Origin of the sequence: Sphingobacterium thalpophilum, assembly GCF_901482695.1 — a bacterium.
Taxonomy (GTDB): domain Bacteria; phylum Bacteroidota; class Bacteroidia; order Sphingobacteriales; family Sphingobacteriaceae; genus Sphingobacterium; species Sphingobacterium thalpophilum.
The window spans coordinates 295,394-317,226 of record NZ_LR590484.1 but is presented as its reverse complement, the minus strand read 5'-3'; the positions used below and the strand labels follow the sequence as shown (position 1 = coordinate 317,226).

24 protein-coding genes are annotated in these 21,833 nt (G+C 41.9%); 9 read left to right on the top strand and 15 right to left on the bottom strand.

Going from position 1 to position 21,833, the window contains the following annotated elements; translation table 11 throughout:
* Positions 1 to 4: 4 nt before the first annotated feature.
* The 3 genes from FGL37_RS01310 to FGL37_RS25510 form a co-directional block, all read right to left on the bottom strand.
* Positions 5 to 727, bottom strand: a complete 723-nt coding sequence (locus FGL37_RS01310; RefSeq protein ID WP_028070105.1) for a ferredoxin reductase domain-containing protein — start codon at positions 725 to 727, stop codon at positions 5 to 7.
* Between the two features lie 75 nt (positions 728 to 802).
* Positions 803 to 1,657, bottom strand: a complete 855-nt coding sequence (locus FGL37_RS01305) for an AraC family transcriptional regulator (RefSeq protein ID WP_028070106.1) — start codon at positions 1,655 to 1,657, stop codon at positions 803 to 805.
* A 64-nt stretch (positions 1,658 to 1,721) separates the two neighbouring features.
* A complete protein-coding gene (locus FGL37_RS25510; RefSeq protein WP_037533347.1) occupies positions 1,722 to 2,279 on the bottom strand; it encodes a hypothetical protein in 558 nt (185 codons plus the stop codon).
* A 239-nt stretch (positions 2,280 to 2,518) separates the two neighbouring features.
* Here FGL37_RS25510 and FGL37_RS01295 point away from each other — a divergent pair, with 239 nt between their 5' ends.
* The gene (locus FGL37_RS01295) at positions 2,519 to 2,902 is read left to right on the top strand and encodes a YidH family protein (RefSeq protein WP_197734438.1); all 384 of its coding nucleotides are present in this window, start codon (positions 2,519 to 2,521) and stop codon (positions 2,900 to 2,902) included.
* An 81-nt stretch (positions 2,903 to 2,983) separates the two neighbouring features.
* Here the strand turns inward: FGL37_RS01295 and FGL37_RS01290 are convergent, their stop codons facing one another.
* On the bottom strand, positions 2,984 to 3,751 hold the full coding sequence (locus FGL37_RS01290) for a DUF4382 domain-containing protein (RefSeq protein ID WP_028070108.1): 768 nt from the start codon (positions 3,749 to 3,751) through the stop codon (positions 2,984 to 2,986).
* Between the two features lie 77 nt (positions 3,752 to 3,828).
* Between FGL37_RS01290 and FGL37_RS01285 the strand changes: the two genes are divergently transcribed.
* Entirely contained in the window at positions 3,829 to 4,755 is a 927-nt protein-coding gene (locus FGL37_RS01285; RefSeq protein ID WP_028070109.1) for a 2-hydroxyacid dehydrogenase, read from the top strand.
* Positions 4,756 to 4,866: 111 nt separating this feature from the next.
* On the opposite strand, the gene FGL37_RS01280 is transcribed toward FGL37_RS01285, so the two are convergent.
* Positions 4,867 to 5,364 carry a DinB family protein gene (locus FGL37_RS01280; RefSeq protein ID WP_028070110.1) on the bottom strand — a complete coding sequence of 166 codons (498 nt, stop codon included), beginning with the start codon at positions 5,362 to 5,364 and terminating at the stop codon, positions 4,867 to 4,869.
* Positions 5,365 to 6,080: 716 nt separating this feature from the next.
* Here FGL37_RS01280 and FGL37_RS01275 point away from each other — a divergent pair.
* Entirely contained in the window at positions 6,081 to 6,530 is a 450-nt protein-coding gene (locus FGL37_RS01275) for a protein-disulfide reductase DsbD N-terminal domain-containing protein (protein ID WP_028070111.1), read from the top strand.
* A gap of 325 nt (positions 6,531 to 6,855) precedes the next feature.
* Complete coding sequence (locus FGL37_RS01270; RefSeq protein WP_028070112.1) at positions 6,856 to 8,214, top strand: Gfo/Idh/MocA family protein; 1,359 nt, start codon at positions 6,856 to 6,858, stop codon at positions 8,212 to 8,214.
* Positions 8,215 to 8,292: 78 nt separating this feature from the next.
* Here FGL37_RS01270 and FGL37_RS01265 read toward each other — a convergent pair whose 3' ends face one another.
* The 3 genes from FGL37_RS01265 to FGL37_RS01260 form a co-directional block, all read right to left on the bottom strand.
* A complete protein-coding gene (locus FGL37_RS01265) occupies positions 8,293 to 8,655 on the bottom strand; it encodes a hypothetical protein (RefSeq protein ID WP_028070113.1) in 363 nt (120 codons plus the stop codon).
* 622 nt (positions 8,656 to 9,277) lie between these two features.
* Positions 9,278 to 9,454 (bottom strand): DUF6496 domain-containing protein, encoded by a 177-nt coding sequence (locus tag FGL37_RS25315; RefSeq protein WP_162835072.1) that lies wholly within the window; start codon positions 9,452 to 9,454, stop codon positions 9,278 to 9,280.
* Between the two features lie 132 nt (positions 9,455 to 9,586).
* On the bottom strand, positions 9,587 to 10,141 hold the full coding sequence (locus FGL37_RS01260; RefSeq protein WP_028070115.1) for a DUF4382 domain-containing protein: 555 nt from the start codon (positions 10,139 to 10,141) through the stop codon (positions 9,587 to 9,589).
* A gap of 192 nt (positions 10,142 to 10,333) precedes the next feature.
* Between FGL37_RS01260 and FGL37_RS01255 the strand changes: the two genes are divergently transcribed.
* Together FGL37_RS01255 and FGL37_RS01250 are read left to right on the top strand one after the other, a co-directional pair.
* Positions 10,334 to 11,302 carry an ROK family protein gene (locus tag FGL37_RS01255; protein ID WP_028070116.1) on the top strand — a complete coding sequence of 323 codons (969 nt, stop codon included), beginning with the start codon at positions 10,334 to 10,336 and terminating at the stop codon, positions 11,300 to 11,302.
* 382 nt (positions 11,303 to 11,684) lie between these two features.
* Positions 11,685 to 12,365 (top strand): DUF421 domain-containing protein, encoded by a 681-nt coding sequence (locus FGL37_RS01250; protein WP_037533351.1) that lies wholly within the window; start codon positions 11,685 to 11,687, stop codon positions 12,363 to 12,365.
* A 5-nt stretch (positions 12,366 to 12,370) separates the two neighbouring features.
* Here the strand turns inward: FGL37_RS01250 and FGL37_RS01245 are convergent, their stop codons facing one another.
* Positions 12,371 to 12,616: a DUF421 domain-containing protein gene (locus FGL37_RS01245; RefSeq protein ID WP_028070118.1), complete on the bottom strand. Its 246-nt coding sequence runs from the start codon at positions 12,614 to 12,616 to the stop codon at positions 12,371 to 12,373.
* Between the two features lie 238 nt (positions 12,617 to 12,854).
* On the opposite strand from FGL37_RS01245, the gene FGL37_RS01240 reads away from it, so the two are divergent.
* Together FGL37_RS01240 and FGL37_RS01235 are read left to right on the top strand one after the other, a co-directional pair.
* Positions 12,855 to 13,403: a YciE/YciF ferroxidase family protein gene (locus tag FGL37_RS01240; RefSeq protein ID WP_028070119.1), complete on the top strand. Its 549-nt coding sequence runs from the start codon at positions 12,855 to 12,857 to the stop codon at positions 13,401 to 13,403.
* A gap of 14 nt (positions 13,404 to 13,417) precedes the next feature.
* Positions 13,418 to 15,610: a catalase gene (locus FGL37_RS01235; RefSeq protein ID WP_028070120.1), complete on the top strand. Its 2,193-nt coding sequence runs from the start codon at positions 13,418 to 13,420 to the stop codon at positions 15,608 to 15,610.
* A 54-nt stretch (positions 15,611 to 15,664) separates the two neighbouring features.
* Here FGL37_RS01235 and FGL37_RS01230 read toward each other — a convergent pair whose 3' ends face one another.
* A complete protein-coding gene (locus FGL37_RS01230; protein ID WP_028070121.1) occupies positions 15,665 to 16,138 on the bottom strand; it encodes an ankyrin repeat domain-containing protein in 474 nt (157 codons plus the stop codon).
* Positions 16,139 to 16,448: 310 nt separating this feature from the next.
* On the opposite strand from FGL37_RS01230, the gene FGL37_RS01225 reads away from it, so the two are divergent.
* A complete protein-coding gene (locus FGL37_RS01225) occupies positions 16,449 to 16,832 on the top strand; it encodes a hypothetical protein (protein ID WP_028070122.1) in 384 nt (127 codons plus the stop codon).
* Positions 16,833 to 16,909: 77 nt separating this feature from the next.
* On the opposite strand, the gene FGL37_RS01220 is transcribed toward FGL37_RS01225, so the two are convergent.
* The 5 genes from FGL37_RS01220 to FGL37_RS01200 all read right to left on the bottom strand — a co-directional run bounded on the left by FGL37_RS01220 (position 16,910) and on the right by FGL37_RS01200 (position 21,808).
* Positions 16,910 to 18,790, bottom strand: coding sequence for a PAS domain-containing sensor histidine kinase (locus FGL37_RS01220; protein ID WP_028070123.1), 1,881 nt, complete (start codon positions 18,788 to 18,790; stop codon positions 16,910 to 16,912).
* Positions 18,791 to 19,008: 218 nt separating this feature from the next.
* Positions 19,009 to 19,938: a DUF5777 family beta-barrel protein gene (locus tag FGL37_RS01215; RefSeq protein WP_028070124.1), complete on the bottom strand. Its 930-nt coding sequence runs from the start codon at positions 19,936 to 19,938 to the stop codon at positions 19,009 to 19,011.
* 18 nt (positions 19,939 to 19,956) lie between these two features.
* Entirely contained in the window at positions 19,957 to 20,511 is a 555-nt protein-coding gene (locus FGL37_RS01210) for a YceI family protein (RefSeq protein WP_028070125.1), read from the bottom strand.
* A gap of 10 nt (positions 20,512 to 20,521) precedes the next feature.
* Positions 20,522 to 20,938, bottom strand: a complete 417-nt coding sequence (locus FGL37_RS01205) for a c-type cytochrome (RefSeq protein WP_138096643.1) — start codon at positions 20,936 to 20,938, stop codon at positions 20,522 to 20,524.
* A 24-nt stretch (positions 20,939 to 20,962) separates the two neighbouring features.
* Positions 20,963 to 21,808, bottom strand: coding sequence for a hypothetical protein (locus tag FGL37_RS01200; protein ID WP_028070127.1), 846 nt, complete (start codon positions 21,806 to 21,808; stop codon positions 20,963 to 20,965).
* Between the last annotated feature and the right edge of the window lie 25 nt (positions 21,809 to 21,833).

The window sequence follows — 21,833 nt, the reverse complement described above, 5'->3', positions numbered from 1 at the left end:
TTTTTTATAAACCTTTTTTTCCTTCCATCCAGAATCCCTTCGCGTAAATTTTTCCACGGTGTTTACTGGTTTTAAGCACCTTTCTAAAATTTTGCAAGGACCTGACATTTCCGCTTAGTAGTATATTTGATTCTTCCCATTTATGATCCTTAAAAACTGGGAGCTGCCGAATCCTGTCTTCGTTCCTAAAAACACCATGTTTGGAGAAAACAGTGTAATTTTTTAGGCCCAGCAACGCTGGTATTTCCAAATTTTCATCGTCCAGTTCGATTAGAAATTGGAAAAGATTGTTGTTTTTTTCGAAGGCAGCCAATAAACTTACCATGAGACCCAATGATGTCTCATCGCCAACAACGATATGACGTTGCGTATTGGGGTTATAAAATTTAGGGCATCCCAAAACAGCGATTTTCATGTTTTTCGTGCCTACCGGCAGCTGATCCACAAAGTTGGCCCCTACAGCATTTCCATGAAGATGCACGATTACCTCTATGATACCGGTGTTGGCATCACCATAGGACACGGTATAGTGTCGTGAATCAGTTGCATTCACACGGAAAGCAATGGTAAAGTTGGGCTCGAACTTTAAATCAGGAAAATCACCCTTCAGTATTATTTTTTTGATGTGCGCATTCAGATAAAGACTGTCTATAACGGCGACTTCACGCATTAAAGATGGTGCTATTTTTTCTAATACGTCGTTTATCCATTTGGGAGCTGTTGGCATAACGTTAAAATTTATGATACAAAGAAATGCCAATCTCTCGATTGCAAAAAGGGATAAACAGCGGTAAGTGTTGGACTATTCGAGGTTTCGTTTTCTAAATGCCGATGCTGTCACGCCAACAGCCTTAGCAAAGACACGGCAAAAATAGTGGTAGTCCTCATATCCGAGGGTGGTGGCAATTTCCTTAATGGATTGGTTGGAATGATAGAGTAAGCGTTTGGCTTCAAGAATTACGCGTTGCTGGATATGATAAGAAACTGGTTTCCCCGTCGATCTTTTAACGCATTCGTTAAGATATGCGGGGGATATTTTGAGTTTTTCCGCATAGTGCATCGGCTGTTTTGTTTGAATGAAATCGCTTTCCAATAGAACCTTAAATTCTTTCCACACGATTTCAGTCCTGTTCTGAGGTTCGGCTTTCCTTGATTTCATTAAATACTGTGAAATAATAAATGCCACTAAGGTGTTGCAGCTATCTGTCAACAAGGAAGTGTATAATTTTTCACGTTGTCTATCGCTCAGCAGCAGACACAGATCGACAATGTCAGTCAATACTTTGAAGGTATCCTGGGCAAGGGCAAGAGGCTGAATTGGTCCGATGTCCTTCAATAGGTTGACATAGTCAGGATTTATGTTCTCTGTACTTATCATGAGCACCGAGAACGCGTTATAATCCATAGCTATACCGCGATGAACCTGATAAGGTTGGATGATCATAACGGAGGACGAACCGAGGTGAAATTGCTGAAAATCGATCTCAAATAGACCTGTTCCTTTTTCCAGGATTAGAAATAGATAATAATCATCTCGATGTGCTTCGTCCAAGCGATTCACAGGTAAATTTTTGACAGCCGTTTTCTTTATTACGATTCCCGGTTTAAACTCTTCTGGAAATAGATGTAATGGGATGGGAGCGTTTTTTTTCGGCATTTTTTTTAGACATTGAATGATCTATTTTTTAATCCCTGCTTAAAGCAAATGAATCCGTTCAAATCTACGCATTCGTCAGTATATTAATAATATTTTTTCTGTATTGGGGGTCTTTTTCTCTTAGTTCAAGTATTTTGTTCTTGAGATCTATATTAATATACCATTCAGCATATTGTTGCTTTTCATTGGCTTGGTCAAAGAAGACTTTCGTTTTGATGTAATCCTCTTCAAAATATTCGGGGTGACCACTAAGTACAAAGGCCAGGGATGCCACAGAACTGCACATCCTGGAATCTGTTGATTCTGCTTTAAACATTGTACTTAGTGCCTTGGTGAAATTGTCACTTAATTCTCCTATGGAACGAAACCATATTCCTTCTTTGTAGAATCTTTTACGGTCCACTTCAGTATTCACTATCCCTAATTTCATGTCGTGACGGATGCCGATTTCTACCCCCACAGTCTGTTTTCCCCACAGACCCTTTGCCTGAATTGTGTGGTTATGATCCTCATCTTTCCAGTATCTGACGATGACCAGCTGTAGGTCAATGAAATCTTCATCTTCACTGACATCTATTTGCCTTAAACCGTTTGTGCCTTTCAAGAAGTTTAAAAAATTCATATTATACTGTTCATCTAGTCTAGACTATTGGTTAACCGTCGTATTGGCTGTCCCTTCGAGGCTACTGTTCTCATAATTTTGGTTAGCCCAACTAAAGATAAACAACATTGATCTACTTTTAGCGAAACAAAAGAGGATATTTTTTACAGAGATGAACGAAAACACCACCAATTTTAAACAATATTGCTGGGAACATGGTTTATTGATATTACGTTAAGAGATTGTTTAATACTGATTCGATGATAGAGAAAGATATTTCAAAAAAAATAAATGACCACCTGGCCAATGAACGTACATTTTTGGCATGGATTACGACAAGTCTCGGTATTATGGGGTTCGGGTTTGTTGTTGTCAAATTCTCCTTATTTATTCGGCAGATTACATTGATGCTGAACACCGGATCGAAGATTGATATAGAACATGAGTATTCAGGAGTCGTAGGCGTCTCGGTTGTATTGATCGGGGCTGCTACTGTGGTATTGGCCTACCTTAAATATCGGAAGGTAGCCAAACAGATAGAGGAGGAGACGTTTACTTATGGTTCGTATGGGATTGCGCTGATCGCCTCATGCATGCTCACTATCGGACTATTATTGGGCTGGTACCTAATAGACAGTCTGTGAATTTGAGATGTGTTTCAGACGCTTTTAGCTGGTATGAAGCCAAACAAAAAGGGGCTTGGTAGCCCCTTCGTTTAAAGTTATCTACTGGACGTTGATGATACCGACGTCTGTTACACTTCCTTTAACGACCTGCACGTCCTCTTTAATGGTGGTGTTATAGCTTTCTACTGAAGGTTCCACCTTAACCTTATATGTCCCTTCGGGCATGCCGGGAAAATAGAATTTGCCTGCGTCATTGGCCAACGTCCCCACAGTGTCCGTGCCATTGATCGCAAAAACATGGGCTAATGAAGCTGCAGGACTCACAGTACCGCTGATAGCACCCGAGGTAGCCACCGGAATTGCACGAATGACGGGCTTCAGTAGATATCGTCCATTGCCAGTCCTTACAATGGATTTTGATGCGTCAAAATCAAGTAAGAGTGTGTAGGCGACGTTAGGGATCAATTCGTCCTGAATTTTAATCTTCACGCCGGAAGATTGTCCACTGGGCGTATTGAGCGGGTGCGCAACACCATCTACCCATATCTGATTACCTTCGTCCTCGAGTTTTAGCCTAATTTCCTGGATCATGCCTGAAGGGACATCATCTCCGGCAATAACAGTATCCTTTCCCATCGTGTAGTTTAGGATATTAAATGGTCCTCCATCGACATCAATGCTTTCGCTACCAGAAGTTGTACGGATTTCAATCTCGTCAATGTTTAACTCGATCGCATCGTAATAGGCGGGGGCATCGGTAATTTTAATAGTTACAGGAGTTCTTTGTGTAGACGGCGTATCGTCCGAACTACAGCTGCCCAGCAACGACACAGTTGCTAACGCAGCGATAATGGAATTTATTTTCATAGTTAGTCATTTATACGGAGCGTTTGGCAAAAGCTATGCCAACACAAATTTGTACTTTTGGGTTATAAGATTGAAATATGAGTATTGCATTAGTCATTAGTGGTATACGTTCAAACGATTGGAAAACGGAGATCCTAAACTTGCTACCGGGAACAAAAGTTGAGATTTATCCCCATATAGAAGATTTCAAAACAGTGGATTTTATTCTGGCGTGGAAGCCTGATCAGGGGTATCATAATCAATTTCCCAACTTAAAGGTAATACAGTCAGCGGGAGCGGGGGTGGATCATCTGTATTTAGATTTGTTACCCGAGCAGGTTACCATATGTAAAATAGTGGACCCCATGCTACAAAAAGATATGTTGGAACATGTCTTAACCTGTATCCTGAGTTCTATGAAAAACTTTCCAGATTACTTTTCAGATAAATGTTTGAAACGATGGCGTCCGCAGGAATATCAGACTATTGAAGATGTTACAGTGACGGTTTTAGGTCTGGGTAAAATAGGCAGCTATGTAGCAACCGGTTTAGTCCGTTTCGGATTTAATGTGCGAGGCTGGTCAAGTTCGCCGAAGGATCTGGAAGGAATAGCGTGCTTTTCTGGACAAGGTTCATTGTATGAATCCGTTCGAGACGCCGATTTTATTATCAATATCCTGCCTCTTACAGCCGATACGAGCGGAATATTAAATGGCTACTTTTTTCAAGCCTGTGGGCCCGGTACTGTTCTGCTTAACGTCGGGCGTGGAGGGCATGTGGTCGATAGAGATTTATTGGAAGCCATGGACAGTGGGAATATAAAAGCAGCTTATCTCGATGTATTTCAGCACGAACCATTGCCTGAAGAACATCCTTTCTGGCAAGCTAAAAACCTATTTCTTACTCCGCATGTGGCGAGCCGTACGAATATAAAATCGTCGGTAGGCCAAGTGGTTGAGAATTATAAAAGGATGATGCATAATCAACCCTTGCTCAATGAGGTGTCGCGGAAAAAGGGGTACTGATGACCAGTGCCATCGGAAATCAGGTGTAATCAAACGAAAATTGGAGGCTCAGGGTACTAACCCGAGCCTTAGCTTTTCCGGTATGAGTTTTAAACGTTAGACATAAATTCTTTAAAAGCTTTGTGAGTCTGCGGAGGGACCATAACTTGAAGGCAAAGGGATGTCATTCAATCTGTAGTATACACCTAATTGTGCACGGTGATGTGTAATCTGATTTAATGCATGTCGGATGGCTCCATATTTCGTCCAGCTTGCGAGAGTTTGGCCTGCATTTTTAATCGTCCAAGTGGGATATAAGTCTTCCTCATGCGCATGGTCTAAGGCTCTCTTTCCCGCCTCAAAATCCTGCTCTAGTTTTGCGACGAGCTCTGCTTTATTTGATAAAACTGTTGGTTTATACTCGTCGGCCGCAAAATCAAGTTCCGCAGTTTTTAAAATGGTGTTAGGCCATTCAAAAACTTCAACTAGATGTGTGGCTAAGGGCATCATTTTCATGCTCTTGACATGTGGGGCATAGTCATTGTTGCCTTCTGGAAAAAGGTTAATGAAATTTTTAGTAATCTCGTACTCACTCTGAAGTTCAGATTTTAATTGTTCCAATGTGTTCATCTTATAACTTGTTTAATTGATTTTTAGTAAATAGATGTTAACTGTCCATATACCCTGTCCTAATTACTACTACAAAGTTAATGGAGTGAATGACAGCAGTCTGTCAGTATTCTTTGCAGTTCTCCATTTTATACCTTGTCTGTAACTTCCGTCTCCTTACATGTGTCGTTCACTTGATTGTCCTTAAATTAACGGTTTTCGCTGAAAAATGTTTACCATAGACTGGATGCTTGAAACTATCTGCTGCTGATAAAAAAAACGCTTGAAGCGGGGAACTTCAAACGTTTAATCTAACCAATTATTAACCTAAATTATGAGCTTGATGTACTGCTATTTTTATGCCAAAAGAACTTTATATCTCGTATTAAACTGTAACATGTTTGTTGTTTGCACTTCTATACCTTCAACTCTATTTATCTCTATTGGCTGGGTAAAATGATCACAACAAAAAAAATATATAAGGAATGTGCTAATTCTGAGATAACACCTGATTTTATTTTGAATAGTGTGTGATTGTCAATAAAATTTCTTGTAATGTAAGGGTGTTGTTGTAATTTATATGGCGTATGTCGATTATTGTATATATAAATTTATAACGTATAACAGCTTATTACATCTGTTTCGCGATGAAGCGAACCAAAGTTATAGAAAGACAGGCAAAAGAAGAGTAATGAGCGAAAAAAAAGTAGGAAATAAACCGAATCAATAATAAAAAAATGAAAAAGTTCTTATTGTTAATGGTCACAGTCATATTTGCAGTGACCGGAGCATTCGCTCAAATTCACAGGCCCGTAAAATGGACCGTGGCTAGCAAGAAATTAAACAGCAAAGAGGCTGTCGTATATGTTAAAGCCAGTATCCAGAATGGTTGGCATATCTATTCCCAGCACGTTAAGGAGGGCGGGCCCATTCCGACTTCTTTCACTTTTACAAAAGGCGCTGATTATGCGTTGGTCGGTAAAATGGCAGAACCAAAACCTAAAGTAAAACATGAAGAAGTTTTCAAAATGGACGTGGGTTACTTTACCAACGAAGTCATATTTCAGCAAAAGGTGGCTTTGAAAAAAGGTACAGCCACTGTGAGAGGAACCGTTGAATGGCAGGCCTGTGATGCCTCTCAATGCCTCCCACCTGATGACTATGCGTTTGCAGTGACCATCAAATAAAGTGAAACACATGGATGGTTCTTGAAGTCTGATCTAAACTTTGGAAGCAGTCCTGAGCAGCATTTTTAATTTTTTTAAAAAATTTCAAAGACAGACAAAATATTTTACAAAGTACTGCGTTAATACTGCAAATACTTTTCATAAAATAGGTTAATATATGGCTAAGACCCTAGAGTTCCCCGCTCTAGGGCTTTTTTATGGAGAATGCTGCAGTTATACAAGCTGATGTTGATTAGATGGTGAGCGCAGATGATCGGCTGCACAGCATTTAAACATTATTGGACGTTAATTGTTGTCTTTATACTTGACGATAAAACCGATTATCATGATTGAAAACCATCTAAACCGTAGAAAGTTTATTCAAGGCACCGGTGCATTATTTACGTTATCGGCTTTGCAAGCGAAAGGTCTATCACTTACCCCTTCGAAGCGGATGAAAGTTGGACTTATTGGAGCTGGCTGGTATGGAAAGAGCGATTTGTTTAGACTGATACAAGTTCGTGATGTGGATGTCGTTGCGGTTTGTGATGTAGACGAAAAACATCTGGAGGAGGCAGGGCAGCTCATCAGTAAAAGACAAGTATCTGGCCAGCATCCACAGTTATACCAAGATTATAGAGATATGCTTGCCGACCACCGACTGGACTTGGTTCTTATTGCTACGCCGGATCATTGGCATGCCAGGCAAGCGATCGACGCTATGCGCTCAGGTGCACATATCTATCTACAGAAGCCAATCAGTGTTGATGTCCTCGAAGGCGAAGCTATACTGAGCTGTGCTCGAAAATATAACCGGAAAGTACAGGTAGGGACACAGCGGCGGAGTACTGCACATCTAATAAACGCAAAAGAGCGCGTAATTGATCAAGGACTGCTAGGTAAAATTTCCCATGTTGAGATGTGCTGTTATTATCACATGCGAAAGAACGGTAATCCTCCGCAACAGCCCATACCAGATTTTCTTGATTACGACATGTGGACAGGTCCAGCACCATTGCGGCCATATGACGGGCTGCCTCATGGTGGCTGGTGGCGTACATTTATGGAATATGGCAATGGCATTACGGGCGATATGGGTATGCATATGTTTGATACCGTCCGCTGGCTATTGCATTTGAAATGGCCAAAAAGGATTAGCGCGACAGGAGGGATATATGTACAGAAGAACGGGAAGTCGACCATAGCGGACACGCAGACTGCGATCTTTGAATACGAGGGGCTGAATTGTATATGGCAACACCGGACCTGGGGCAATGCGGCTGATCCCGAATATCCCTGGGCATTCATCATTTATGGAGACCGTGGTACGCTAAAAGGAAGTGTAATGAAATACGAATATATACCCACGGGAGAAGGGTTACCAATAAGGGGAGAGGTTGTATATGAAAGAGAAAAGTTCCCAGAAGATCTGCAAGAGCCGCGCATAGAGTTACATACAGCGCCCGCTACGCGGCAACATATGTTAGATCTTCTCTCTGCAATAGAAAATGACCATCTTCCGATAGCGGATATCGAAGAAGGGCATATATCCACCGCATGTTGTATATTGGCTAATTTAGCTATGCAACTGAATCGGCCTGTGCAATATGATCCGCATCGGAAGATATGTATCGGTGATCCAGAAGCTACGGCCTTGCTCCGGAGGTCCTACCGTGCCCCGTGGCAACACCCTTATGTATCGTAGCCAAGCGTCTTATGTCTTTAAGGTGCTGTATCACCTTTTTAGGTATACCAAAAATTTCCAGCTGGGATAGGTTAAACACTAGCGATAATTGTTAGCAATATGCGTTATTATCACGCTCCAGTATTCTTTTGCCTCTCTCCGCTGATTTTCATCTAGCAGCTGATCGATATGCACGGCAATGGTTGTTTTTCCGGGAGCTTGTCCTTGCACGAGTCTGATCTGAAGAGTTGCTTTATTTTTCCAGTTGTTTAGTTTCCATTTGGTCCGGACATGGGAATACGCTTTAAAAGTTGAGAAATCCGTGTCAACGCCTTCGTTCCATTTCGCTAGGCCATTTTCCGAAAACATATCATTCCAAATGTATTCCAACGGCGCGTTTACAGTCTTCCTGACGCCAAACTGCCAGCCTGCTGTTTTTGTTAAACCAATTTTTCTTTCCATAAGGACCATACTGATCTCTAAAATTACGTTTTTACGGTTATTTTTTAAAAAATATCATTGATATTTCGTTTCGGATGCGCTAATCAATGTTGGCACTGCCGCTTCTGTATAAGTAACCCCTTTTTCGTCAGAACTAGCTTTCAAAGAATGACGCGGAAAATTTTTAGAAAGCTTAGTCAAATTAGCTTTTTGGCAGCATCTTTGTTTTCGATTTTCAATCTGACATTAAAGCTATGGAAACACTATCCCGTATAATTATATTGACATTATGTTGTTCGTCCCTTCTGGCATCTTGTAGTAACAGTAAAAAAACAAACTTAATAGACAAAGATGGCAACTTGCATATATTGACCAGAGAGGGGGGGAAAATAATGGAACCAGGACCAAAGCAGATCATTGTGCAAGGCCACGATACTGTCGTGACTATAGATGAAGCTGGGCAGAGAAAAATTTGGATATCCTCGGGGGCAACAAATATAGATACTACTAAAATTCAATATTACCTAAAGAAACGAAATGGAAATAATGTAAATATTTATCTTCTATCCCCAGCTGATCAAAGTCCGGTCAGAGTGACGATGTAGGATATTTTGCCATTAGGAGAAACTGATAGGTGGCGCTATTAGGACTTCTTCTTAGGTACTTTAGCGCCTTCCTTTCTGGCTTCGGAAAGTCCTATGGCTACGGCTTGTTTTTTCGACGTGACTTTTTTGCCGCTACCCGATTTTAATTTCCCTTCTTTCATCTCATGCATCGTTTCTTCTACTTTCTCTGATGCTTTTTTTGAATATTTTGCCATAACAATATTTTTAAGTTCATGTTTGCATGTTACTCAGGTAACATCTTCGTCCGTAGAACGCTGTGGAGACAAGGATGGTTTGAAAAAATAATCGGCTTTTTTGATTTTATTGGATATCTAGGCAGACTCACGTTACTCTTCGTCATATGTTAGCGAGGTTGCTCCATTCGCGTTTCTCATTAGTACACCTTCTACAACAGGATTGAGTACGAATTGTCCATCTGTGGTCCTTGCGATTGATTTTAACACATCAAAATCAAGAAAGAGCGTATTGATCTGACTAATGCCAATCTCAGCATCTATGGCCATTTTGACATCAATATATTTGTCTTTGTCAATTTTCAAGGGATGGCGCGTACCGGCTGTCCAGACTTCATTTCCTTCGTTTGCTAATTCGAGTATTATTTCCTGAACTTTGCCCGTTGGCACATTTCCCTGTGCAATGACCGTATCTTTCTTTATCGAACTAATATTGAGTGGTTCTGTCGTTGATTGGAGAGTACCACTTCCAGACGAGGTACGTGTCCAGATTTTTTGTATGTTCAGATATACCGCATCATAATGATCTGAAGCATCCTTGAATCTGACGGTTAGGGAAGCATGGGGGGGCGACGGACTGTCGTCTTTATGACAACTGTAAAAAACAACAAATAGGGCTGCAACAAGAATAAATGCGTTTGTAGACATAATAACTGAATGTAATAATTAGTTCTTTTTATTGAACAGCAGTTAGCAGCAAAGCGTTTGAAAAATTATTAAAATGTTCTGCCGTCGAGAGGGGGCTGGCGATTTATGGTTTTCCTTCCTGGGTTTATCTCGTTTAATTCTCAGAAATAATATCTTTTTTATAAATTTAAGGCTTAGAAACAAGGAATAACAATGTCATTAATAGATTTATCAAAACGCGTAGCACTGGGAATAGATATCGGAGGTACCAATACGAAATTTGGTGTCGTCAATCATCGGGGTGAAGTACTTGAAAGAGGAAGTATAAAAACAGACGATTATGCAAGCGTCGAAGAGTTTATCGACGCGCTTTATGAAAAGGCCTACCCGTTAATTCAAATGGCCGGTGGTGAAACGAACTTTGACGGAATCGGGGTGGGTGCTCCCGATGCAAACTATTATACGGGGACCATAGACCATGCTCCCAATCTTCCCTGGAAAGGGGTAATTCACTTTAGTGACCTCATGACGGCCAAGTTTAATATTCCTTGTACAATTACCAATGATGCCAATGCCGCTGCTTATGGTGAAATGCTGTTTGGTGCTGCCCGTGGTATGAAGGACTTTATCATGATCACGTTAGGTACCGGAGTTGGGAGCGGTATTGTCGCTGGTGGTAAGCTTATTTATGGACATGACGGGTTTGCAGGAGAATTAGGACATACGATTGTCAAGCCCGGTGGAAGAAAACATTGGAGTACAGGCTCAGAGGGCAGTCTGGAGGCTTATGCTTCAGCGACCGGAATAACGATAACAGCAAAAAAAATGCGCGCAGAATTTCCCGAATCCATGTTGAATGATTATGCTGAAGATGCTATCAACTCCAAAACGGTACACGAATGCGCTTTGAAAGGGGACCCTATCGCCATAGAAGTATTCAGATACACAGGACAGAAGCTGGGGGAAGCACTGGCAAATTTTGTGATGTTTTCCTCTCCTGAGGCTATTTTACTGTTTGGCGGTGTCATTAAGGCCGGCGATTTTATTTTAAAACCAGCAAAATTACATATGGAAAGAAACCTTTTTCCTTTATTTCGAAATAAAGTTAAACTGGTCTTCAGTGAGCTCGAAGAGGCTGACGCCGCTATTCTTGGAGCAAGTGCTTTAGTTTGGGAAAAATAATCATGCATATCTTGTTTTAATAATATGTTCATTCTGACTCTAATCCTGTAGCCTATCCGATGACATATCTTTCAGCTCCAGTTCAATGATAGATCACCAGTCTATCTTAAATAATATTAAAAGGTGCATTGATCTGACCGACCATGAGCTTTCTGTATGCTACGTATAGAGGGGGATTCGAAAGGTGCCGATGGAGATGTAAAGCTAGCAAAAGAGCGGGGTTTGCCAATATACTTTTCAATCGATGAAATCCCTTGGGCAGACCTGTAAAAAAAGCTTATTTCACTTTTGGCCAATACAGACTTATTATGATTAGGAACTTTTTCTGAAGTTAATTGTATTAAAAGAAGATTGTTATGACAGACTGTCCAACACGAATCTTATGATTGATTTTCAGAAAATTTTTACAGACGGTGTAGAACTGTCTTTTCTTGTCGAGATCGGGGCAAGAACAGTTATCATGTTTCTAATCATATTGGTTATTTTACGTCTTTCCGGAAGGAGGGGTGTTCGCCAATTAACGGTTTTTGAAGTGGCTATTATAATAAGCTTGGGTTCAGCCGCTGGTGACCCCATGTTTCAGGAAGATATACCGATTTTCTATGCGATCATTGTTTTTATATGTGTCATCTGTGTGTACAAAATAATCACCTGGCTTACCTCTAAATCGGAGAAGATTACCCAGTTGTTGGAAGGAAAGGTCCTACCGGTTGTAAAGGATGGCGTATTCGATATAAAGCATGAAAATGATAATACATTTTCCCGAATGGAGTTCTTTTCGGAATTAAGAAATTTAAATGTGGAACATCTCGGACAGGTTAAAGAAGGTGTCTTGGAAATCGATGGTACGTTAAGTGTGTTATTCTATCCGGACGAAGAGGTTAAGTACGGCCTGCCGCTATTCCCTTCCTCTTATAAAAGCGTAGATATCCGCACTTCTGAGGGGCCATTTGCATGCATGTATTGTGGGTATGTAATTTCCGGATTTGAAAATGATTCGGTAAGCTGTTCTCGCTGTCAGCGGAAACAATGGGCCAAAGCCTGCAAAAATAAACGGGTATAGGTTTTTTAATCTCCCAGGATCAGTCCACGATCCGGTAGCTGGATAGGTGCTGCTATTATGGCGCCTAATGTAATCATCACCGCCATTTCTGAAATAGTAAGCTGTCCCGCCATACGTTTGCCCATTCCTCGTATTACGAGTTGCAGCACAAAGAAAATGAGAAGTGATCGGAAGAGCACCTCCAAGAGAAATACGGCCGGCGCTTCGCCGATTAATATTCTTTGCCAATCTGTTAATCTATATTGTTCCATAAAGTTTAATTTATCCAGGATATGTCTACAGATATTGAGCCATGAGATCAGCATTTAATACGGAAGATAACGGAAAGAGTACGTTTGTTTATTGATAATTTTCACCTTATCGCTGTGACTTTTACAACTGTGTAGGAGGAGGCGAATGACATTCGACACAAAAAGTAAACGATTCGGCTACGCCCCTTGTTCAATATGAGTAAAACTTAGTGTTATTAACATTTCTAAACGTTGGATTATGAAAAATGAAACTGGAACAACGCCAAAGTTCAAAACGAAAGGTACAGCTACAGTTGAACCTGCACTTCAGGAACTTTTTATAGATGGGCTGATGGACCTCTACTGGGCAGAAAATCATCTTGTTAAATCGTTGCCAAAAATGATAAAGGCAGCCACGTCGACGGCGTTGGCTGCAGCGATCGAAAATCATTTAAAAGAGACTGCAGGACATGTAGCCAGACTGGAACAGGTATTTAAATTACTGGACAAAGAAGCACTGGCTAAGAAATGTGATGCTATGGAAGGATTGACAAAGGAGGCGGAAGGTGTAATAGGAAGTACAGAAGCGGGGACAGCCACACGGGATGCTGGGATTATTTTAGCATCACAAAAAGTCGAGCATTATGAGATAGCGAGTTATTTGGGCTTGCTTCGTCTGGCGACGACATTGGGTCTAGATGAAGCGGCGGTACTACTGAAACAGACACTAACTGAGGAACAGACCGCGGATGCGCTATTGACTGAGGTTGCTGAAAATGAAATTAATTATATCGCTGCAGGCGAGTAAATATCAACAGTATCATGACGAAGAAAAGAGAGACCCAACCGAAACAGACCAAACAGCCGGAAAACGAAAAGATCAAAAGCTTAAATCAGCATATATCGGATGCGGCCGGCGAAAACATGACTACCGATCAAGGAGTCAAAATAAATGACGATCAAAACTCGCTGCGTGCTGGAGATCGCGGAGCTACTCTATTAGAGGACTTTATCTTTAGAGAAAAGATTACGCATTTCGATCATGAACGTATTCCTGAGCGCGTGGTACATGCCCGAGGCTCAGGTGCACATGGCGTTTTCAAGCTATATAAGCCTCTTGGGCATCTGACAAAAGCCGCATTTTTAAACGATACAGAAATAGAGACGCCTGTATTTGTGCGTTTTTCCACTGTCGCAGGCTCCAGAGGCTCTACCGATCTGGCACGGGATGTACGCGGGTTTGCAGTTAAATTCTATACGCAGGAGGGTAATTTCGATCTAGTGGGTAATAATATGCCCGTGTTCTTTATTCAGGATGCAATGAAATTTCCTGATCTGGTGCATGCTGTCAAGCCTGAACCGGACAATGAGATTCCACAAGCAGCTTCTGCCCATGATACCTTCTGGGATTTTATTTCCTTGATGCCCGAGTCCGCACATATGATCATGTGGTTGATGAGTGACCGAGCTATCCCGCGAAGTTATCGGATGATGGAGGGCTTTGGTGTACATACATTCCGTTTTATTAACGAAAAGGGCGAAGCGAACTTTGTAAAATTCCATTGGAAACCATTATTGGGAGTACACTCGGTTGCGTGGGATGAAGCACAGAATATCTCAGGAAAGGATCCCGACTTCCACCGGCGGGATTTATGGGATGCGATTGAGAGTGGCGCTTTTCCAGAATATGAATTGGGAGTACAGATTGTTCCTGAAGCCGATGAATTTAAGTTTGACTTTGATCTGCTGGACTCGACAAAAATTATCCCAGAAGAGCTAGTGCCCGTTCAACGGATCGGAAAAATGACGCTGAACCGTAATCCTGATAATTTCTTTGCGGAGACAGAACAAGTCGCTTTCCATATTGGAAATATTGTCCCTGGTATAGATTTTACCAACGATCCCCTACTTCAGGGAAGGCTATTTTCTTATACGGATACACAATTGATCCGATTAGGAGGGCCTAACTTTCATGAGATACCAATCAATCGGCCGATCAGTGCTTCCCATAACAACCAGCGTGATGGTTTTATGCGGCAGCGGATAGACAGAGGCAAGACAAGTTACGGGCCTAACTCGCTAGGCAATAATGATCCGGTACAAGTAAAGGAAGCGCAGGGCGGGTTTACCAGCTATCAGGAACGTATTGATGCCAGGAAGGTTCGTGCACGAAGCGACAGCTTCCGTGATCATTTCAGTCAGGCAAGATTGTTTTACCATAGTCAGTCTGAGCCTGAGCAAAATCATATCATTGATGCGTTTAGCTTTGAACTCGGAAAGGTAAAGACCGTAGCTGTGCGGCAGCGTATGGTCGGTATATTATCCTTAATCGACAAAGGGCTGGCCGCTGGGGTTGCGTTTGCGTTAGGCCTCCAAATCCCTCAAGAACTCGAAAAACCGATCAATCATAGTATTCCTGCAGATGGAGATCCCGCAGATTATGAACCTATACAGGTGGAAGGGAAGGTGAGGAAGTCTGAAGCTTTGAGTATGAAGAATACGATAAAAGACAGTATTGTCAGCCGCAAGGTTGCTATCCTGGCGGCCGATGGCGTTGACGCGGCTTCTCTGATGGCTATTAGCGATGCGATCACTGGAGCTGGAGGTATTGTTCATGTCATTGCTCCTAAATTAGGTGAGATCATTGCATCGGATAATTCGAAAATAGCTGTGGAGGAAAGTTTTCTGACCGGAGCATCGGTGTTGTATGATGCCGTTTATGTACCGGGCGGGAAGAATAGTGTGGCTACGCTGGAAGCTGAAGCTAATGCAGTTCATTTTCTCAACGAAGCCTTTAAACATTGCAAAGCAATTGCTGCGGATAAGGAAGCTGTCCAGGTGTTGGAAGCTACTTATTTTTTCGATAAACTCCCCGAAGAATTTTCAGAGGAAACAGTGCTGGCTGAAGGTATAGTTGTCGAAGAGAACCCAGATGCTTTGGCCGATAAATTTATTAAAGCTATTGCACAGCACAGATTCTGGGACCGCGAAAAACCAAGGCAGGTTCCTGCTTAAAAAACGCAAAATTAGAAGCCCGCTTTTTGGCGGGCTTCGCTGTGAAGATAAACATCAGTTTTGCAAGATATCTATGGCTGCAACATTGCCCTGTTGTGCAGCCAGGTCCAAGACAGACAGGCCGCGGACATCGAGCAAGGCCTTATTTGCTCCGCTTTCGAGCAAGAGCTTGAGCACGTCGTTTCTGCCAAACATGGCTGCAAACATAAGCGCCGTCCCACCATTGCCATGCTGCATATTCAGGTTTGCTCCGAAACGTATGAGTAGTTCAGCAATATCCGTGTATCCTTTGAATGCTACCCCCATCAGCGCGGTATTGCCACCATTGTCCTGTGCGTTGACATCAGCTCCGGCTTCGAGCAGCAATTTTGCTGCTTCATACCTGTTGTTATAACAGGCTATTATCAGTGGCGTGTATCCCTTACTGTCACGGCAGTTTACATCCGCGTTTTGCCGTATAAGTTCCTCCAGAACCTCCAGATTGCCCAGCCGGGCCGCGTGGATAATCACATGTGTCGTGTCTGTCATAAGATTAAATGTTGAGTGTTTTACAGTCCAAAGAGTTTACTTCGGTTATCTTCTAGATAACAGGAGCTACGGCATAAACGTTTGTAAAATTAAAGACTTTCGAGTGGGTCGTCAGTCAACATAGTATACACGTTACTCCGACATCGTTTAAAACGTGCCAGGCTTTGGCATATGAAAGGCACAATATTTGTATTACTGATCCTTTGAAATATAAAAATTTCCATATGTATTCTATTCTAAGGTACAAGGCGACCAGTTGTCGGGTTGGCTTGTGCCAGTACCTAATGTTATTTACAAATAAATTATACAGATGAAAAAGACCATTTTATTTTTTTTGTTTCTATGTACTGCACTGTTGTCCAGAGCAGATCAGCTACAGGCATTGACACAGGCCCAGGCAGAGGCGGCAGTGACCTATCTTAAAAAAGAGCCCATTGTTATTTTGTGGTGCAGTTGCTGTGACAATGAAACTCCCAAAAAAGTCACTGTTAACGAAGTGTTTTATAAAAAAGACAGTGATGGCAAATATTACTCTGTGATCTTAAAGGGGAGGGATGACAGTGGGAACGAAGTGGAAGAGTATCTGGATCTCGCTTATGTGTTTGTGAAAAAAGGGAAAAAAGCGCGTAGCTTAGGTAAGGTGCTAAAATTTGAATGTGATCCTTGTACAAAGCCGTTTGACTGGGCGGTGTAGAAAGTAGCTAAGAAAGCAGGTTTAGGTATGATAAATAAGCTCATCATCTGGGATTCCAAATGGTGAGCTTTAGCAGCCTATAAAATCCCTTTTTTGGGGCAACCATGTTCCAACAACTCAAAATAAAATGTTGACCCTTTATCTTTCACGCTTTCAACCTGAATGCGGCTATTGTGGCTACGGAGTATTTCCGCCACAAGATATAGGCCGATTCCGAAACCAGATATGGTAGTTGTATTAAGATTATCCACCCTGTAAAAGGGCTGAAATAACTTATTTTGATGATGTTTATCAATTCCGATGCCTTCATCACGTACATAAATACGCACTCGATTGCCCACCTTTTTACAGCCTATTGTTACGGTCCCACCAGAAGAAGAATATTTAATGGCGTTGCCGAGAAGGTTGGTCAATACCTGGCCGATTTTGTTGCGGTCAGCAAAAATTTCAATGGAAGCGTCGCAGGTCATCTCGATTTTGTGGTTGGTGGAGACTGTGTCAAAATCGTGTTTGCACTCTTCCATTAAAGAGGCCAGCTGAAAGCATGATTTATGCAGCTGGAGTTTTCCACCTTCGACTTCTGCCATACTTAAAAAATCCTGGATCATCCCCATCATCTTTTTTACTTGAATTTCAATTTTCTGCCCGACAGTACTACCGATCTGGCCAAATTTTTCCACATGTTTTTGCATAAGCTGTGCACTGAGCAGGACACTCGTTAGCGGAGTTTTAAGTTCATGGCTAGCCATAGATATAAAAGCATTTTTTCTTCGCTCTTCCTGTTTTTTTTCAGTGATATCCCTGGCAATTTTAGAGACTCCGATTATTTCTCCTCCTTCATTTTTAATAGGGGAAATGGTCAATGACAGGTCAATTAGTTTTCCGCTTTTTGTCCGGCGTACAGTTTCAAAATGTTTGATCGACTCACCTCTCCGCATTTGTGCTAAAATGTAGTCTTCCTCCTGCTGCCTGTCTTCTGGAATCAACGTCAAGATGGATCGGCCGATTATCTCGCTTGATCTATATCCGAATAGCTTCTCGGCAGCGTCGTTCCAGCTTGTGATGATGCCTGCTAATGTCTTTCCGATAATTGCATCATACGATGAATTGACAATTGCTGCCATTTCCGCACTTTTTGCGATCGCTTTTTTTTGATCTGTTATGTCCATTATTGTGCCGATTATTCTGCGGGATCTTTTGCCATCACTGAAGTAAGCGGCACCTTGCACTTTTACCCAAGCTGTTGAATACCTGTGATTTTTTACAATTCTGCCTGTAAATTCGAAATGTCCGTCGGAGCTACTGTCACTGAGTTGTTTGACGGGTTCAAATACTGAACTTCTGTCATCTACATGGACGATGTCTAAGAGGTTGTCAGCATAAATCGCATCTGTTCCTATGCCCAGGATATCCTTCGACCGCTCAGAAAGATACACCATATTGCTTTCTGAATCCCAGTCCCAAGTTCCGAGCCCTGTTGCAGCCATCGCCAAGCGTAACCGTTCTTCCTTTTCTTCGAGCAGAACTGTCAGTTTATTTTTTCTCTCTTCAGCCAGCATTGCTGCCGTTACATCTTTGGTAAAACACATGGAATGAACAAATTCGCCATTTTTGATCAAGGCGCTGGAGTTAATGATCACATGTCTGAGCGATCCGTCTTTGCATTTGAGGACGGCAGGATAGTCATTGACCCGTTCATTATCGCCTAATAACTGAAGGATCTCGGCAATAGTATCTTGGTCTTGATGAAAGTCCTGGATCTTTGCACCGATATACTCTTCCTTCTCATAACCAAGCAATTCAAGTTCGGCCTTATTAGCCCACACGATAATACCTTCTCCATTCACCCAATGAAGAGGCATGGACGCGTTTTCAATAAACTCGGAAAGTTCCGACACTTTTTGTTTTAGTTGAGCATTCTCTTGATTTAGCTGTAATATTCGATCTTCAGGCGTCATATCTTTTATCTGGTATCAAACACAATTCTAAAGGGATAAAGGTATTGATTATTTATTTGTTATTACCTGTTCTTAGCCTCATTTTTATATGCGATATATACCTAAGGTAGGGATTTGGACTTGCTTATATGGCTGAATCCCTCACTGCTCTTTTCAATGGAACGGCAGAGGTTTAGAGTCGACCTCTACCGTCGTGTGGTGATCAGAAGGTTTTCTGGTTAATCTTTATTAAAACTAAAACGGCGGGCAATGCTGAATCCCCATCGGAATTGGCCTTTGCTCCAGGTACTATTGGTCTCACTGATAAATTGGGATTCCTGAATGGCCGTCGCATTGGTAAAATTAAGATGGAAGATATGACCTCCCGTATCCATCTCAAGACCGACACCTAGCGCATTGTAATAAGGCTGGCCGGTTAGGTCCTCGCGATATTGTTTGGACGACGACTTCCGGAAAGGGAATATATAGTCGGCAACAAGCGCGACACGGTTGCTGATTTTCGCCCGTCCACCTACGCCCAGAGCAAAAAGGTCATTTTGGTCCTTGTAAGCAGTATAGTTGCGATGCAGGTAGGATGGAACTAAGGACAATGATAATTTTGAGCTAAATTTTCTGGCAATGATCAGTTGGGTTACATAACTTAACCGGTCACTAAAATGCCCAAAACTTGCTGCCGAATGCTGATCTTCGGCAGCCTGCATGGCAGACACCGTCGTACTTCCAAACAGTGCAACAGATACAGGAATACTATTATCAACGGTTTGGTCTAAAAAACGGTATTTTACATTGGCTTCATAAAGTTGTCTGACTTCCGTCGCTCCCTTTGCCCGGGCGATGCCGACATTGAGATTGTCCAGCAGGCCGTAATCAAAGCCTATTCTAATATCTGTTGAGTTGTCTAGCCCAAAAAAATTCTTTACACCACCAGCATTTCCGGCGATATCGCCAAAACGATGGTCGACCCTAAAATCCATTTCTTTGCGATGAATTGTTTCGGTTGTCTTTAAGTTGATGAGGTTGCCAGATTTAAATGTTGAAGTTACTTTTTCGTTTTTCGATGCCGCTATCGATATGAGCTTATCAAGGTCTTCTTGAGCGAAAGTTCTTGCCGAAAGGAGGCACAGGCCAATCCATAGTATATTTCTCATGTTCGCTGTGTTGTATTTTTACTGTTGTTTGTAAAGCGCATTCACGCTGACTTTTACCACTTCGGCTATTTTTTTTCCCACGATAGATGGGATACTGATTTTATGGTCTGCAAGCTTAAGCTGAAAATTGGCTGACGCCTTTATTATGTGGTCTTTAACATGGAATACGACCATAGTGGTGTAAGGTTTTGCGACTCCGTGTGTCTGGAGTGTGCCTGATACGTTGAGCGTATAACTTCCGTCTTTCGTCAGTTTTTGTGCCCCTTCGACCTTACCCTTAAATTCAGTAATAGGGTATTTTTCACTCTCCATGTAGTTTTCGTTAAAGTGTTCTTGCATCAGCTTCTTATCGAACTGGAAAGAGGTGTTTTTTACCCGAAAGATGATATCTCCCGTGCTGATATTCATTGCCGAAACAGCAAGGCTGCTTTTTGCTTCGATGTCTTCTAAGGGAGCTTTACTAAAGAAGGCGATATCTGCATCCTTTGCTATAAATGAGCTTGTTTGTTGTGCAAACGTTGTCATCTTAAGGAACAAAAGCAGGATAAATGTGTATATGTTAATCTTCTTCATAGTGTTGGTGTTATTTTTCCGGTGTATTGCGTTTAATCCAGGCATCTAGAAGTTCTAATTCTTTCATGGTCAGCGACCGGCCTATGGGCATGGATTTGGTGATCAATACGGCGTTATTAATTTTTTCAATATTGTTTTTGACCGAAGTGTAGCCGCTGAACGCCCATCGGGCACTGGCAGGACGACCATTACCATGACAGGAACCGCAATTGGTTTCAAAAAGGGCCTTGACAAAATTGTCATACGAGACATTTGCTGTTGTGACCGTTTCGTTTTCACCTCCTGGGTCGGGCGTAAGTTCTTCCGCTTGCTTCTTAGTACAACCTTCGAGTGTGATGATGGAAGCTATTATCAAGACGACAATCGTCGTTAAACTGTAGTTGCGTCGATGATTTCGTTTTAATGGTAAAGTTTGGGCGTTCATCATTCGTTATGCTAACTTTTAATTCAATTAATTTGTGGGCGCCGTTGTCGTCGTGTTGTTCAAAACCGGCCAGATACCTGGTTTCGGAAAGCTGACTCCTTTATTGTCTCCGCGTTGCTGATCCTGACCAAAATAATATAATGGCCAACCTTTATATGTCAATTGTTTCCTTCCGAATACGTTGATAACAGCCATATCATCTGTCCTCAACAGTGAGGGTAACGAGCCAGTCTCGTTTTGAAAAATTGGCCAGAGAGCGTCATTGCTAAAATCTGAAGCTGTATAGGTGTTTTTATTGAATTTATCGGGTTTGAAGGCATAAAGTGTCCTACCTTTATCGTCGGTGAGGTAGCTGGTTGGCCCTATCCCCTCGCTATAATCTCCCAAATAATTCTTTCCGTCATGTCCAATTAGCTGGCCATTGGCAATCATTAATAAATAATCGGGTTTTGCAACATACCAGATTTTATTCATAGCATCGCCGTTAACCTGGCCAACCTGGCTATCACCAGCGTAATAATACAGCGGCCAACCTTTAAATGTGCTTTGTTTGGCCCCATCTTCCCGAGTGATTTCACCAATCAGATTTTTGTCAAGTTTCAGGTCAGTACTTGTTTGGCTACTGTAATAAACCGGCCAGGTGGCCAAACAATTGCCTTTACACGTTGAGGTAGCCTTTGTGTCGTTGGAAAAGAAGTAGAGGGTTTTGCCTTCTGCGTCTGTTAATATGTTGCCGAAGCGGCTATTGGCAACGACCTGTATGCCTCCGGGCTGAACTTTATCCTGCTCTTCATCTTTGGAGCAAGAGAAAAAGAAAAACAGCGCTAAAATTGTTAAAGCGGTTTTTGTGACATTTTTTTTGTTCGTTTTCATTGGTGTTACGTTTTGAGATATTACG